Genomic DNA, 15625 nt, shown 5'->3' on the forward strand with positions numbered 1-15625 from the left:
AGGAAGTGTAACGATGGATTTCTTTAGCTTTTTCCGCAAAAAACAGACACCGCCCTCCGGCAGTGTTGCGAAGGATAGATTAAAGCTGGTTCTGGTGCATGACAGGGTGAACTGCTCCTCTCAGGTACTGGAAATGCTGAAAACGGATATCATCAAGGTCATTTCCAATTACATGGAGATTGATACCGATGAGCTGGATATCCAGATTACGCAGACGCAGTCCGAGGATAACAACGGCACCGTTCCTGTGCTGTATGCGAATATCCCCATCAAGAGCATGCGTAAGATGAATCACGAGGATTAAAGCCCTATTAAAAAGACCAACACAAAAGACCTTCAAATACAGGGAAACCTTTGAAGGTCTTTTCGGGTTTTCTCTATCACACCAAGCCCTTCGTTGGTATGATAGACAAAATCCGAAAAATCATAAAAAATACCGGGAGTTTTTATATATGGACATCAAAAAATATCTTCAAAATCTGGATTGGTGGCTTGTGGGGGCGGTTTGCCTGCTTTCCCTGTTCGGCTTAATCTGCATTGCGAGCGCAACGCGTATCAATCTGGGGGAAAGCCCTGCCAATGTCATCAAGCAAGGCGTATTCTTCCTCATTGGCATTGCGCTGATGGTGATTGCAGCCAATGCGGATTATGAATACATCTCACAATTTACCATTCCGCTTTATATCGTGAATATTTTGCTTCTGGTGACAGTTCTTCTGGTCGGCTCCGAGAGTAAGGGCGCGACTCGTTGGATTGCCCTTGGGCCTCTGACCATTCAGCCCTCGGAATTCGCCAAGGTGATTATGATATTCTGCTTAGCGAAGGTCATAACCGAGCGGCAGAAGCAAATCAGCGACCTGAAAACCATCGGGTTTCTCTGTGTTTACACAGGGATTCCGCTGCTTCTGATTCAGAAGCAGCCTGCGCTTTCTGCCAGCCTGGTTCTGGTTGCCATCTTCTGCATTGAAATCTTCATTGCAGGTCTGGATTGGCGCATCATCCGCAATGTCTTAGTGGTTACGGTGCCGATTGTCGCATTGATTCTCTTTGACGTAAGCAGGGAGCATCCCCTCTTTACGGATAAAATTCTTGCGGAGCATCAGTTCAACCGTATCCTTTCCTTTGTGGACCCCAGCCGCGATCCCAGCCTGTATTATCAGACAGAAAAATCCATTTCTGCCATCGGTTCGGGGAAATTTCTGGGCAAGGGTCTGTTCCACGGCACGCTGAACCAGTTAAGCTATCTGCCGGAGCCACATAATGATTTCATTTTCTCCGTAATCGGGGAAGAATTTGGATTTCTTGGATGTATATTTGTCCTCGCCATATTGCTTTTTATCGTTTTTCGGTGTATAGTAATAGCAATATCGGCCAGGGATACCTTCAGCCAGCTGGTTGCTGCGGGCATCGCCGGCATGTTTGCGTTCCAAACCTTCGTAAATATGGGCGTTGCGACAGGCATCCTGCCGAATACCGGCATGTCATTACCCTTTATCAGCTACGGCGGCAGCTCCATGTGGACAAACATGGTCGCCCTTGGGCTGATGCTGAACATAAGAAAAAAAGAAACAAAATCGCTATTTGAGGGAGGTTTGTTATGAATATTGGTCTGATTGCACATGATAATAAGAAAAAACTGATGGAAAACCTTTGCATCGCTTACAGACATATTCTGTGTAAGCATGATATCTACGCCACAGGCACAACCGGTCGTCTGGTGGAGGAGGCTGCCAATCTGGTGGTGCATAAATATCTTTCCGCACACTTGGGCGGCGAACAGCAGATGGGCGCGCAGATTATCAATAATGATATTGACCTGATGATTTTCCTGCGAGATCCCGTTTCTCCGCATGCGTACGAATCCGAGGTAAATTCCATTCTGCACCTGTGCGATATGCACAATATTCCTCTGGCAACCAACCTTGCAACGGCAGAGGTTCTTCTGCTTGCACTGGACAGAGGCGACTTGGACTGGAGAAACGTAATGCGCTGACCCCTGTTTGAAAAGATGAGAAAGGAATGCGAAAATGGAGCTTTACTTTAACGGCAGAAACCTATTGATTATCGTCGGGTATTACCTGATTATTAACCTGATTCTGTATTTTACAATGGTAATTGATAAAAAAAGAGCCATAAAGGATGGGTGGCGGATTCCCGAAAAGAATCTTTTCCTTCTGGCTGTTCTGGGCGGCGGCATCGGCGGTCTGATTGCGATGGTCTTCAAGCGCCATAAAAACAAGCATATTGATTTCATTCTGACCTTTACCGTTACAGCAATTCTGCACATGGTTGTGGCATTCTTGCTGATTGGGAAATTTGCATTTGTTACAAAATAAAAAATGAAGGATAAATCCGTATTGGATTTATCCTTTTTATTTTATCGTTCGCTCCACAATTCCACAAGTCTGCATTTGATTTTCGGCGTAACCTTCTTCTGCTCCATAGCAGAAACCACGAGAAATTCCTCCTTTGTCAGCGTATTCTGAAGCCGCACATGGCTTTCCTCTGTGGAATAGCCCCACGCCGCATCCACATAGCACATCTGCGGATAGAGCACGCACCACCAATTCTTCCCCTTGGCTTCGCCAATCTCAATTCGCAGGGCATCATACACCCCTGCCGGAAAAATTAAATCGCCATATTTCTTAAAGGGAAATTCCTCCCGTACCAGAGACACGCGGACGGGATAAGTATACCCCTGCGCCAGCACCTCCGCCTCCGCCGTTTCCGAAATTTCCTGCTGTGCGTTTTTGAGTGCCGCAAGCGTTTCCTCCTTTGAGGTACAGGTTTCCAGTAAATCGCCATATTCCTGCAAAACCCTATCGCGCACCGCAAGCTTGAGGGTCTGGTCTGCCTCGCTGTCGCTATTTGCCAGCACATGAAAGCGCACCACCTTGCCGCCAATCCCCTTCTGAATCATATCCGCATAGCCCTCTGTCCAATGGGCGGCGAACAGCAGACTCAGCAGTACCCCAAGCACCACCGCCGCAAGCCAATACCATTTTTCCTTTTGCCAAAGCTCCCTGAGCGTCTGTTTCCAATCCATCCCGTTCTCCCCTTTTCTGATTTGTTCAGATACAGGATTTCCAAGTTTTTCAAATTTTAATCAACGCTTGCGCCCCATATCCGTAATCTGCACCTTTGGGACAACACGAAACACCATCCGCTCCCAAAGCTGCTCTCGTGTGCAGGCTTTTGCAAGCTGCGGCAGGGCGCGCTCTGCCCTCGGCAGAATACCGAGGAAATCCACCCCTTCGGACAACGCTGTTTTTATCGTATGCTCGACTTCCTCTTTTATGCTTGCGGAAAAAATACTCTCCAACTCCGTTTTCTGCTCTGCGGAAAGCAATTCGCCCCTGCCGCCCTGCAGGGTTCCCTCTACGGAAAGCGTCACGGTGCAGAGAACGGTGTCCCCTGCCACCTGAAAATCGTAGTCCGCCTTTGTTTTTGTAACCGCCAAAGGCAAAACCGCCGCTTTATACCTTCCTTCCAGAACCGCCCCCTCGGCATCTCCCAGCAGGAAAAGATAACCGCGCTCCTCTTCCTCATTCAGAATAGAAGCACCCCTTGCGGACACTGCCATGCCGCCGCCAAGCCGCAGCCTTTCCCCCTCTGCGCGAATCCGCGGAAGCACACCATTGCCGCCCCGCTCCACACGCTCCGTCAGAAAGGTATCCAAATCAATCCCCTTCGTGACCGCCACCTCCTCGGCGGTATTTTTATAAAAATCCCAGAGGAACAGACCTGTCTTGCTGTCCTCCTTCATGGCCTTTTCCACGCAAGCCGCCGCAGAATCCGCCGCCAGAAGCATCACCTTCTCCGAAACCGCCTGACTGCGCTCCAGCTCCCCCAGAAGGGCATCCAGTCTTGCGCTGTCCTGCAAAAGACCTTCCCCCAAGATAACGGTTTTCAGCTGCCCCAAATCCGTCTTACGAGAGGTGTAGGTATCCACCTGCGCGACCGCCCCCGAAAGGGTTTCACTCTCCGCGGCATAAGTTTCTGCCTCGCCCGTTTCGATATTCGCAGGCGCAAAGGTGAAGTGACAGCCGTTTTCTGCCGCCGTGTCTACCCCAAGGGTGATAATAAATGCCCTATCCTCCGGGTCCTTTTTATCCCAGCAACCGGTCAGAAAAAAGGGGACTGCCAACGCCAGCAAAACAAATTTTTTATACATCCTTTTTCTCTCCCTTCCTGCCAAGCAAGAGCAATAAAACCGGCAGTCCCACCAGATACGCCAGATTCAGCCAAGGCGAAACGGCAAGCCGCAGACGCTGTGCCTCCATAAGGCTTTCGGGCAGAAATGACAACGCGAACAAAGCCGCAAGCACCACCCAGAGCCAAAGCTTTCGCTTTTTTTCCGCCTGTCTGCATAGCTGCGTCCCCAGAAGGGAGCCGAAAAACACCACACCCGAAAGAAACAGCACCGCCGATGCCATCCAGAACCAAAGCAGAAGCAAATCCTGTCTGGTCAGAAAAACGCCCGTAAAGCTGACACGCTCCAACATCTGCAATGTCGGCAAAAGCTTTGCGGCAAGCATCCCCTCGCCGTAATTCGCCAGACAGAGAAGCACGATGACCGTCACCACTGCCGTTATCAAAAGACAGCCTTTCCAGACTGCGAAGCCGACAGGCTTTTTCAAATCCGGATAGATAAAATAAAGAAAAACGAGCCCCCTAAATACAATGCTCATCTCTGCAAGCCCTGCCCCGATGCCCGAAGGAGAAGGCAAGGCAAGCGGCAGAACACGCGCATACCGCGTAGAAGCCGCCACCGCCAGAAGCACCAGAAGCAAGGGAATTGCGACCAGAAAAAAGAGGATTTCCGCCGTTCTTCCCCGACATTCCGTTCCCTGCGCCGCAAGCGCACCTGCGACCAGAAGCAACACCAGGGAAAGCACCCAGACAGGCGTTGCAGGGAGCATAAAACGGCAGATAATTTCGCTGAAAATCCGCAGTTCAAGCATCCCGTCAAGCAAAATCTTTCCTGCCAAGCCAAGCAAAAGGATTGTCCCGATACCATTGCCGCAGACGCTCCGGCACCAATCGACCACCGTACCATTGGGCATGCGCCTTCCTACTGCCGTCAGCAGAAGGGAGGCAGCCGACACCCCCAAGCCGCCAAGCAAAGCCGCAAAAAAGCACCCTCTGCCGCTTATCTCGGCCAGCTCCGCCGGAAGAAAAAGGACAGCAGTGCCAAAGCAATCCAGTAATAACAGCATTTGCAGCTGTCTGATAGAAATTTTCCGATTCTCCGCAAACATCATTCCTCCTCCTTCCGCCGCCGTACATCGGGACGTGTAAAAATCGGCCTGCGCTTCATTTCGGAAAGCGGCAGACGAAAAATGCTGTCCTCCCAATCCATGTCATCATTGACGGAGGAGGAGCAGAAGGGATACAGATAAGGGATGCCATAGGAGGTGAGACTTGCCAGATGCGCCAGAAGCAGCAGCAGTGCCGCCCAGACCCCAAACAGCCCGAACACAGCCGCGAAGAAAATTACAACGTATTTGCTGATGCGCAGACCCGAAACAATCGAAACATTCGGAATCACAAAGGAGCAGATGCCCGTCAGCGCGGAAACAATCACAACCGTCGGACTGACAATCCCTGCATCCACTGCCGCCGAACCGATGATAATGCCGCCGACAATGCCAATGGTAGAGCTGACGGGGGATGGCAGACGAATTCCGCCCTCACGCAGAAGCTCAAAGGCGATTTCCATAATCAGCACCTCACCAATGACAGAAAGCGGAATGGTTTCTCTCGTTGCCGCAACCTTGAGGGCAAGCGCGGTTGGCAAAAGCTCCGGATGATAGACCGCAAACGCAATATACAGCCCCGGAAGCGTAACCGTCAGAAACGCCGCCACAAAGCGAATCAGCCGAATAAAGCTCATAATCTCCCAGCGGTCATAATAATCCTCTGCCGCCTGAAAGAAGGTATTCAGTGTTGCCGGCAGAAGGATGGCATAGGGTGTATTATCGGGCAGAAGTGCCACGCGCCCCTCCAGAAGGGCGGAGGAGGTCTTATCGGGGCGCTCCGTCATCTGCAGCTGAGGAAAGGGCGAATACTGCCGCTTCTCCAACAGCTGCTCCGCATAGCCGCTGTCCGGCAGATGGTCTAAATCCAGACAATCCACCTGCCTTTCTATCTTTTGCAGCAGCTCAGGACGCACCAAATCCTCCATATACAGCAGTGCCACATCCGTTTTGCTCCGTCTGCCCACCTTCTTCCGCTTCACCTTCAGCCGTGTATCCCGAATTCGCCTTCTCGTCAGCACCACATTTACAGACATCAGCTCCGTAAAGGCATCCTTCGGCCCCTGCACAACCACCTCGGTTTCCGCCTGATTCACGCCGCGCGTGGGGAAATGCTTCGTCGAAGCCTGCAAGGCGAAATCATCCCCATCCATCAGAAGCACCGTATCCCCCAGAAGAACGGCATCAAAAACCTCCTCCATCGTGGTGATTTTTGTCAGCTCCCCGATGGCAATGACCTCCTCCATCAGACTCTGTAGCAGTCCCTCCGTTCCCTGCATTTCACAGCGCGCCATCACATTTGTCATGATAAAATTCTGAATGGCATCCCCATTCACGATATTATCCGTATATGCAAGAAAAAGCGTGCCCTCGCCGCCGCGGATGCGAAACTCACGCATAATGATATCACCGCAGTCACGAAAGGCTTCCTGCATCACCTGTTTATTTTTCTGCAACTCCTTCTTTATCTGCATCCCTTTTCACCGCCCAACCATTTTTCCTAGTTTGCGAAGGAAAAGGAAATCTATGCAAAAAAAGAAGCCCCGGGCATATTTGCTCAAGACCTCTTTGCATTTTATTTCTATTTTACTGCGCCTGTGTGGTGTTGCCAAGAAGGCTGGGGTTTTCAAAGGTAAATACCAGCATATCGTAATTATAAATCAGCTGATTCAAGCTGTTCTGTGCGGAAACAACGCCCATTTCCGCCTGCTCTACAGCTGTTTTTGTCACATTGCCTGCCCGCAGATTAATCTGCGCCGCGCGATAATCTGCCTGTGCCTTTGTCAGAGAGGACTGTGCAGAGGTAATCTGTGTTTCCATCTGCTGCAACTGCAGATACGCATTGCGAATTGCCATTTCCTTATCGGTTTTTGCCGTTTTCAAATTACGCTTTGCGGTGTCATAATTATATTCCTGTGTATTGGAATCCAGACGCGTATTCGATTCACCAACATAGTTTTTCGTAAACTTCGCAGAATCCAACGCAAGCTCCTTCAGCTGAATGGTCAGATCCTTTTTCAGTGCCGCGTTGAGATACTGCTCCATCGGCAGACTCAGCTTATAAGGCGTATAGGTAACGTCATAGACATATTCAAAACGGGCATCTGCCTTTTCCCCCATCAGGTCATTCAGCTTGATGTAAAGCTGCTCCATGCTTGTCTCCAGCAGTGCCACATTATCCTGCGCCTGCTTTGCCGCAATCTCCAGCTGATTCAGGTTATACTTGCTCAGAAGACCCAGACGGTTCTTTTCCTGCCCCTGTTCATACAGCTTTTTCTGGATTTCAGCGTTTTTCTTTGTCAGAGACAGGGTATCCTCATTACTCTTGATGGAGGTAAAATAGGATTTTACGGAAACCTCCAGACCAAGGTTTTGCAGATCCTCGCCGATTCTTGCCTGCTTTTTGCCCTGCTCTGCCTGATAAACGGCAGAAACAACCTTCTGCCAGCCATCATTCACCCATTTTTTATATTCCACATTTGGCACAGTAACTGTGCCGCCTGCGCTTCTGTCGATGTCATCCAGTGTATTATCCAGATAATCCAAGGTATCCTGAATTTCTCTCAGGTCGGGGCTATGCTTTTTCGCCTTCGCCAATGCTTCCTCTGCGGTCAGCTTCGGCAGCTGCAATGCCGCCTTCTCCTCCTCTGTCAGCTCCTTCACAGGTGTCACCTGCACGCCCTGCTGCGCCGCGGAAAGAGCCTCAGCCGCAAACACAGGCACACACTGCGCCCCGCAGATGCTCACCGCAAGGGTCAGCGCCAGTGCGCCTTTTGCCTTATATAACATATTTTTCATTGCTCAACCTCCGTTTTTCGTTTTAAACTAAAACTAATTATACCATATAATCTGAAAAAATCCAGTAAAATCCTCAGATTTCGGAAGAAAGTTTTTCATGAGCGGCGGTTTCGCGCAACGCCTGATTAAACACTGCCCCCAGAAGCAGTGCCGTCAGCGAAAGATTCAGCCAGATGAGGAAGGCGATAATTGCCCCGATAGAGCCGTAAATCACGGAATAGTTCCCCATGTGGTCTACATAATACGAGAAAAATACGGAATACAGCATCCAGAAGGATGTAGAAAGCAGCGCCCCGGGAAAAATATACCGCCACTTCGGCGGCTGACTCGGCGAAAGATAATACACTGCCGAGGTCAACAGAATCAGCGCAAAGCCCATGGAAAGGAAACGCGCCTTTGTCCAGAAGGAGATAAATTCCACCGTAATCGGCAGAAACTGCGCCACATAGTTCAAAACAGAGTCCCCGATAATCATCAGAAACAGCATTGCAGGAATCAGAAACAGAATGAATATTGCCAGCAGCAGCACCCGCAGCGTATGATGCGTCGGCTTTTCGCCGCCATAGATATCCGAAACCTCCTCCGTCATATTTCTTACCGCCCGAAACGGAAACCACAGCGCAAACACCACACCAAAAGTGAAAATTGCCCCATTGGATGCCTCCGTCATGTGGGTAATCGTCCGGTTCAGCAGCGTGATTACATCCGCAGGCAGAAACGCCGCCGCCTCGCCCTCAAGCGAAATCATCGGCAGATGCAGCAGCCCCAAAATGGAAATCAGCGCAACCAGAAAGGGGAAAATCGCAAACAGGAGATAATACGTCAGTGAAGCTGCTCGCTTGCCGACATCCTTCGTGATATAACCGCGGACGGTATTTTTCAAAACTCGCCTTACTCTTTGCATACGGTTCAACCCTTCCTTGCCTGTGCCCGATAGGCAATTTTCAGCATCCATGACTCAGGTAAAAGCTTTTCTCCGACATAGGTCATTTTCATCAATGCCCCAGGCAGGACAACCACCTTGCCGCGGAGCATCCCCTCTATCCCTGCCTGCGCGACTCTTTTCGCGGAAACGCCGCCAATGGAACGGCGTACCTTTGCGCGCGCATCAAAATTCGTCTCCACATGTCCGGGGCAGAGAGCCGTCACTGTCACCCGACTTCCCTCCTGCCGCAGCTCCTCGGAAATGGCCTCGCTCAGCCGCAGCACATAGCCCTTTGTCGCATAATAGCCGGACATCAGCGGCCCTGCCAGAAAGCCCGCAGAGGATGCCACATTGAGGATACGCCCACTGCCACGCTTACGGAAATCTGCCAGAAACAGCTTTGTCAGAATCTGCACCGCGCGCACGTTCAAATCCAGCATATTCAGCTCCGTTTCCAGCGGAACATCCCATGTTGCGCCATACGCCCCGAAGCCTGCGTTATTGATGAGGATATCAATTTCTTCCGCCTTCACCGCGTCATACAGCCGATAGCAGTCCTCTGCTTTGGATAAATCCACGGCTATCGTCCGCACTGCCACAGGCAGCCGCTTGGCAAGGCTTTTCATCTTTTTTTCGTCCCTGCTGGCAATGATTAAATCCACGCCCCGTACAGCTAATATTTTCGCCATTTCACGCCCGATGCCGCTCGTTGCGCCCGTAATCAATGCTTTCACAACAGTTCCTCCCTTTGTCATTTTCTTTATCTGTATCCATTATACAGATACCTTCTCTCTTTTTCAATTTTTTAAAGAAGAACAAGCAGAGAAATTTTTTCTGCAAACAAAAAATCCCTGTGCCGCATTCATTCAGCAGAGGGATTTTCAATGCTTATTTTTTATTTTTCGTTTTTCAGTTCCTTTGTCACTGCGTCATATTCTTCCAGAACAGCCTGTTCGGGTGCCTGTGTTGCAAGGCTGACAATAATGATTGCCGCCAGAGCCAGCAGGAATGCGGGCAGCAGCTCATAAATGCCCCAGATACCGCCCATGGGACGAATCAGATATTTCCATACGAATACCATCACACCGCCGACAATCATGCCTGCCAGTGCGCCCTGCTTATTGGAGCGTCTCCAGAACAGCGCTGTCAGCACAACGGGGCCGAATGCCGCACCGAAGCCTGCCCATGCGAAGGATACGATACCGAAAACGGAGCTGTTGGGGTCTCTCGCAATGAAGGCTGCAATCACGGAAATTACCAGAACGGAAACTCTTGCCGCCTGCATTGCCGCCTTTTCGGAAATATTCACACGGAAGAAGCCGCCCAAAAGGTTATGGGAAATACTGGAGGATGCCGCCAGAAGCTGAGAATCCGCCGTGGACATGGTTGCCGCCAGAATACCGGAAAGCACAATACCTGCAACGATTGCCGCAAGGCAGCCATGCTTGCTCAGCAGGTCGGAAATGCATACGATAATCGTTTCGGATGCACTGCCCTCCAGAAGGGGAACCGCGCCAACCTTTGTCATCGCATTCCCGATGATACCAATCAGAATGGCAACGCCCATCGCAATGACAACCCAGATAACCGCAATTCTTCTGGATAATTTCAGCTTATTATGATCCTCAATCGCCATGAAGCGCAGCAGAATATGGGGCATACCGAAATAGCCCAATGCCCACGCCAATGTGGAGCAGATGGTCAGGAAGCCGTAGGGAGATGCGGTCTTGCTGACGGGATTGTGTGTCATGGTCAGGCTCAGATAGCCTGTCATGCTTCTTGCGTTATCCATTACGGCATCAAAGCCGCCTGCAATATGAATCCCGAAGAATACGATAATCAGCAGCGCAATACTCATCACAATCCCCTGAATCAGGTCTGTGGTGCTTGCTGCAAGGAAGCCGCCCATCGCGGTATACAGCACAATAACAATCGCACTGATGACCATGGCAGGAATATAATTCACACCAAACAGGGTGCTGAACAGCTTGCCGCATGCAGCGAAGCCGCTTGCTGTATAGGGGATGAAGAAAATAATGATAACCACAGCCGCAATGCACATCAGAATATTCTTCTCATCATGATATCGACGGGAGAAGAAATCCGGAATTGTAATGGCATCCAGTCTGTGTGTATAAATACGGATTTTCTTTGCGACAACCAACCAGTTCAGATATGTACCGATGGCAAGCCCGATTGCCGTCCAGCCAACATCCGCCACACCGCTTAAATATGCCAGACCGGGCAGCCCCATCAATAAGTAGCTGCTCATATCCGATGCCTCTGCGGACATTGCCGTAACAAATGGGCCAAGCTTTCTGCCGCCCAGATAGAAATCGCCTACATTTTCATTTTTCTTGGAACAATAAATCCCAATGATAATCATGCCGCCCAGATAGACCAGAATTGTGAGCATGATTAAAACCTTTGCTGAAATCATGTTACTTTACCCTTCCTTCGTTTCTTGTTTTTTCTGTTTCGTCTTGCTTTTGCGGCTATTCTATCATACTTTCCACCAGAACAAAATACAGAACAAAGTCCGAACAAAAAACAGAACGACAAAACAAAGAATAGCCAGAAAGACTGCAATTTCAATCTTTTCTGACTATACGATTTCCAGAACTTATTTCTATCCGAAAAAAAATCTTTTTTATTATTCGCCGTTTTTCGCTTTTTTCACACGAAAACTGTTCAAAAAAACAGGCATCATGCTTTTTGCGTATTGGCAAAGGGAATAATCCCCGTTGCTGATGCACCAGTCATAAATCAGCGCACGCTCACAGAGCGCATACGCCTTTACAATTTCGTTCACGGAAACATCCTCTCTGAGCTCGCCCTTCTTCTGTCCCTCCGTCACAATCTGCCGCAGCAGCTTGTAATAGATTCTGTTATGGTCGAGCAGGTGCTTTTCTCCCGTGGTAATCAGCTGAGAGGCATAAAGCCTTGCCGTCAAATCAAGGGAAATGCTGTCATCAATCATCAGAAACATCTCCCGATTCAGATACATCAGCTGCTCAAAGCTGTCCATTTCGGGGTCAAGCGTCGGAATCAGCTCCTGATATTTATCATCAAATAAATCGGAAAGGGAGCTTAAAAGGGCATCCTTGCCGCTGAAATAATGATAGAAGGAGCCCTTGGAGGTTCCCGATTCCTCTACGATTTCCTCCACCGTTGTATCATCATAGCCGTTTTCATAGAATAGCTTCCATGCTGCCGAAACGATACGGCTCTTGGTGTTTCTGGTATTCTTTTTTGCCAAGGCATCCGCCTCCTTTTATATCAAAGCCGAAACCCTGTTTCAGCCCAGGGGGGCTTCCCCCTTATACCTTCTTCCATTTCAGACTGATAAGATCATGCTCACGAATCGTCCGCACCAGCCGCTCCCGAAAATCCACCGCCAGAATATCCCTTTCATCGAGCATTTCCAGCCCAAGCATCTTGCATCGCTGATATGTACCCGTTCCCTCCTGCTTTTCCTTGCTGAAGGTCACAATAATGCCCTTGGAGAACCAACCGCCCAACCGCTTTTTTGCAATCAGCAGCTCATTCAGCGCCGCAGTATCCGCATCCTTCAGCTTGCAGGAAATGAAAACAGGCAGGGAATCCTCCATCAGCATAACGTCAATTTCGTTTCCGCCGATTTTCAGCCCGTCATACACATTCCAGTCAATCATCGTTCCAAGCTTCACATCCTCAAACGCACCGCTGCTTGCCGCCGCCACATAGACATATAATTCCAGCCATACGCCGTAGTTGATGCAGTATTGTTTATCCTGCAAGGAGTTGAACCGTATCCAAACCCCATTCTTATCCAGACTTAGCTTCTTGAAAAAGCCGTTTTTCTCAAATTCCAGAAGAATTTCATCCTTCGGGGAAACAGGCTTTCCGCTTTTGGTATGGATATTTCTGCGGCTTTCCATCTGCAAATCATGCGAAAAGCCTCTCGCCGCCACCGTCTGCAGCCAGCTGCAGGTTACCTTCCAATCCCGCAGATGGCGGAACAGAAACCGTGCCATATTGTTGATGGCATCATAGCGTTCCGGTCTCGGCGGCTGATGGGATTCCCCCATAAAGCACGCGCCCTTGGCATCAATGAAGTTCTCCAGCGTCAGCGTTGCGATATCCGTCAGCTTTTCATCCGTTTCAATATCCGTAATGCAGCCCTTCACCAAATCCGTATGTACCATGCGAATTCCCATTTCAAGCCCTGCCTGATATGCGCCAATCATCATCAGCTCACTGCCGCCCGTCAGCTCCAGCGTGCAGTTTGCCGCCTCGTACCGCTCTGCCACACGGCAGACCGCCGCACACAGGGTTTTCACAGAGCTGATGTCTACAGGAATATCCTCCACAACGATATTGGGCATGTTTTTCTGAAAGCAGGTCACCAGAGAACGAAACGCATCCCTATCGTCCATTCCCTTATCATAGAGATACACCACCCTATCGGGCCGCAGGGTCAGCGGCGCAACGATATTTTTCAGCGTATCCTTATCATATAATTCAATCAAAACCTTCATACAGGACTCTCTCCTTTCGGCAATTTATTCCTCTATAATGGTTTCCTCCTCAAATTTCACTTCTTCCTGTGCTCTGTCTTTTTTGTTTCTGCCACTGAACACAGCACCGAAATTCAGCTTATTGACTACTCCGGGTGCCATATCCACCAGCTTGGAAAGCGCATCCTGATTCTTCACATTGATCAGCTGCACTCCGTCGGGGCGAATCATCAGAATCGCGGAGGGGGTAATTCTTGCGCCCATGCCGCCTGCCGCATTGGCACTTTCCTTTGCGCCGACCCCTGCGCCCACTGCCACATCAATCAGGGGCAGAAGCGTCATATCGCCAACTACAATAGCATCCCCCACAACCGTTTTTGTGGATACCAGATCATCTACTTTATGAAATAATACATCTACCGCCTCATTAAAATCCTTGCTCATGCTGTTTCTCCTTTCGCATCCGCCTTTTTCCCTCTGAAATATCTGATTTCCTTTCGGATTGCCCTTCTGACGGGCTTTGTCAGCCCAAAGGCAAGCACTGCCCAAAGCAGTCTGCCGAGTACAATTTTTCCTTTTACCCGTATTTCAATATCCTCCACGGTTGCTTTCGTGAAGTCTCCTTTTATCTGTATGTCATTACCGAATTTCGTAACCAGAATCCCTGCCAGACCGAGCAGATAGCCTGTTGTCGGCGGGTCTCCCGTCCCGATGGTTGCCTTGAGGAAGAAATTCCCCGGCAAAATCCCCTTTAGCAGCCGCTTCAACAGCTTCCCAAACGCTTTGAAAATCTGCTTTTTATCCTCAATGCTCCAAAGCTCCTTTAGAATCGGGGGAATTTTTCCCTTCTTCTCCGGTTCCTCTGCTTTTTCCTGCTCCTCTCCCGTAAAGAAGGCATCGTCCTCGATTTCCTCCGGCGCAGGCGGCTTCTCCGCAATCTCCGAAAGCTTTACGCGCCGCATGGTTTTCGGCTGTTTTTCCGCCATTCTCTGCGGCTTCGCCTGCTTTTTCGGCTCCTGTTTCTTAGGTTCCTGCTTCGGCTGCTCTTTTTTAGGCTCCGGTTTTGGCTCTGCCGGTTCCGGTTCCTCTTTTGATTCTTTTTCCGCCGCATGTATTTCTATCGGCTCCGGCTCTTTCCTTTTCTTCTTCTTTTTCTTCTTTTTGGGCTTCTCCTCGCCGCCGACGGGTGTAAACCAAAGCACCCTCAGCTTGAGCCGACTGCCCCCCTCAGGTGTATAGCCGCCATCGGCACGGATTGCCCCAAAAAGCCATGACACACCAAAAGAACCGCTGACCGCCGCCCTTTTCTCTCCCTCCAGATGATACCTGATGGGCGAAAGCAGCACCACAAGCACCATAAGCAGAAGGAGAAGCAGCAGCACCAGCAGCAAAATGCCGATTCCCTTTAAAATTCCGAATAAAATCAACTTTATCATAGCAATCCTTTTTATTTCAGCCTTCTTTATTTCAGCCTTCGCCGCAGTGCGCCTGCCATCAGCCAGAACAGAAGGCTGACCGCCAGAAACATTCCTGCAATCCGCAAGGCAGTATCCCGAAAAAACCCTTCGGGCACAATGTTGATTAACAAATCCGTTTTCGGATTCAAATACCAGTCCATGTTATCGAAAAAAATCAGATGGAAATAGGTGAAGTATTTTGTGAAATCCATCGAAATCAAAGCTCCAAGCCCTAGCATGGTGCAAAGCACTCCCGCAATGCCCCACTGCAGCATCCTAAGAAGTACCGCCTGTCTTTTTTTCAAACAAAGAAACGCCGCCGCCAAAACGCCGACAAATACCGCCCCTCTGCGCAGTGCCAGCCCCTGCAAAAACAGCTCCCGTACATCCTGCATGTGGCGTTTTTCCTTGGCATTGAAAAATTCCCTCTGCACGCCGCCGATGACGGCTTCCACATTCAGATTTTCCCTGTCGCCCTTCAGATAGTCCATCATTTCATCCGTCACAGAAAGCAAATCAGACAGCCTCATATCCACGCGCTCTGTGACCGCATATTTCTGATATTCCTTCGCAAAGTAGCCATCCACCCGATACAGCAGTGTTTCCGTTACGGTAATCAGCACTGCAAACAGCAGGCAGAAGGCAACCAGAAGCCCCAGAATATGATAAAAAATCTTCGTAAGCATT

At 49.8% G+C, this 15625-nt stretch carries 17 protein-coding genes; 4 read left to right on the top strand and 13 right to left on the bottom strand.

The features are described 5' to 3' along the window. The first annotated feature begins 13 nt into the window (after positions 1–13). The 4 genes from minE to GPK49_RS06050 all read left to right on the top strand — a co-directional run bounded on the left by minE (position 14) and on the right by GPK49_RS06050 (position 2336). A complete protein-coding gene (gene minE, locus GPK49_RS06035; RefSeq protein WP_016407082.1) occupies positions 14–304 on the top strand; it encodes a cell division topological specificity factor MinE in 291 nt (96 codons plus the stop codon). A 148-nt stretch (positions 305–452) separates the two neighbouring features. Next, positions 453–1601 (top strand): rod shape-determining protein RodA, encoded by a 1149-nt coding sequence (rodA, locus tag GPK49_RS06040; RefSeq protein ID WP_215677032.1) that lies wholly within the window; start codon positions 453–455, stop codon positions 1599–1601. Further along, positions 1598–1993: a methylglyoxal synthase gene (locus GPK49_RS06045; protein WP_016407080.1), complete on the top strand. Its 396-nt coding sequence runs from the start codon at positions 1598–1600 to the stop codon at positions 1991–1993. The genes rodA and GPK49_RS06045 overlap by 4 nt, the downstream gene beginning before the upstream one ends. A 34-nt stretch (positions 1994–2027) precedes the next feature. Continuing rightward, positions 2028–2336, top strand: a complete 309-nt coding sequence (locus GPK49_RS06050) for a DUF1294 domain-containing protein (protein WP_016407079.1) — start codon at positions 2028–2030, stop codon at positions 2334–2336. Between the two features lie 41 nt (positions 2337–2377). Here GPK49_RS06050 and spoIIR read toward each other — a convergent pair whose 3' ends face one another. The 13 genes from spoIIR to GPK49_RS06115 form a co-directional block, all read right to left on the bottom strand. Then, a complete protein-coding gene (spoIIR, locus tag GPK49_RS06055; RefSeq protein WP_215677033.1) occupies positions 2378–3046 on the bottom strand; it encodes a stage II sporulation protein R in 669 nt (222 codons plus the stop codon). A 60-nt stretch (positions 3047–3106) separates the two neighbouring features. Then, complete coding sequence (locus tag GPK49_RS06060; RefSeq protein WP_215677034.1) at positions 3107–4174, bottom strand: Ger(x)C family spore germination protein; 1068 nt, start codon at positions 4172–4174, stop codon at positions 3107–3109. After that, entirely contained in the window at positions 4167–5261 is a 1095-nt protein-coding gene (locus GPK49_RS06065) for a GerAB/ArcD/ProY family transporter (RefSeq protein WP_215677035.1), read from the bottom strand. Before GPK49_RS06065 ends, GPK49_RS06060 begins: the two co-directional genes overlap by 8 nt. Continuing rightward, complete coding sequence (locus tag GPK49_RS06070; RefSeq protein WP_215677036.1) at positions 5261–6733, bottom strand: spore germination protein; 1473 nt, start codon at positions 6731–6733, stop codon at positions 5261–5263. The genes GPK49_RS06065 and GPK49_RS06070 overlap by 1 nt, the downstream gene beginning before the upstream one ends. Positions 6734–6845: 112 nt before the next feature. Beyond that, entirely contained in the window at positions 6846–8057 is a 1212-nt protein-coding gene (locus tag GPK49_RS06075; RefSeq protein WP_215677037.1) for a TolC family protein, read from the bottom strand. A gap of 73 nt (positions 8058–8130) precedes the next feature. Then, on the bottom strand, positions 8131–8961 hold the full coding sequence (locus GPK49_RS06080) for a YihY/virulence factor BrkB family protein (RefSeq protein ID WP_160117354.1): 831 nt from the start codon (positions 8959–8961) through the stop codon (positions 8131–8133). Positions 8962–8966: 5 nt separating this feature from the next. Next, positions 8967–9716: an SDR family NAD(P)-dependent oxidoreductase gene (locus tag GPK49_RS06085; RefSeq protein WP_118581074.1), complete on the bottom strand. Its 750-nt coding sequence runs from the start codon at positions 9714–9716 to the stop codon at positions 8967–8969. A gap of 161 nt (positions 9717–9877) precedes the next feature. Continuing rightward, the gene (locus GPK49_RS06090; protein ID WP_215677038.1) at positions 9878–11422 is read right to left on the bottom strand and encodes a sodium/proline symporter; all 1545 of its coding nucleotides are present in this window, start codon (positions 11420–11422) and stop codon (positions 9878–9880) included. 213 nt (positions 11423–11635) lie between these two features. Further along, positions 11636–12241 carry a TetR/AcrR family transcriptional regulator gene (locus GPK49_RS06095; protein WP_016407070.1) on the bottom strand — a complete coding sequence of 202 codons (606 nt, stop codon included), beginning with the start codon at positions 12239–12241 and terminating at the stop codon, positions 11636–11638. 61 nt (positions 12242–12302) lie between these two features. After that, positions 12303–13502 carry a Card1-like endonuclease domain-containing protein gene (locus GPK49_RS06100; protein WP_215677039.1) on the bottom strand — a complete coding sequence of 400 codons (1200 nt, stop codon included), beginning with the start codon at positions 13500–13502 and terminating at the stop codon, positions 12303–12305. A 24-nt stretch (positions 13503–13526) separates the two neighbouring features. Beyond that, a complete protein-coding gene (locus tag GPK49_RS06105) occupies positions 13527–13925 on the bottom strand; it encodes a GerW family sporulation protein (protein ID WP_016407068.1) in 399 nt (132 codons plus the stop codon). Further along, on the bottom strand, positions 13922–14917 hold the full coding sequence (locus GPK49_RS06110; RefSeq protein WP_215677040.1) for a hypothetical protein: 996 nt from the start codon (positions 14915–14917) through the stop codon (positions 13922–13924). Before GPK49_RS06110 ends, GPK49_RS06105 begins: the two co-directional genes overlap by 4 nt. A 26-nt stretch (positions 14918–14943) precedes the next feature. After that, a complete protein-coding gene (locus GPK49_RS06115) occupies positions 14944–15624 on the bottom strand; it encodes a TIGR01906 family membrane protein (protein WP_118581089.1) in 681 nt (226 codons plus the stop codon). Position 15625: the final 1 nt, after the last annotated feature.

The sequence above is a fragment of the Clostridium sp. MCC345 genome (assembly GCF_018785345.1).
Classification (GTDB): domain Bacteria; phylum Bacillota; class Clostridia; order Lachnospirales; family Anaerotignaceae; genus Anaerotignum_A; species Anaerotignum_A faecicola.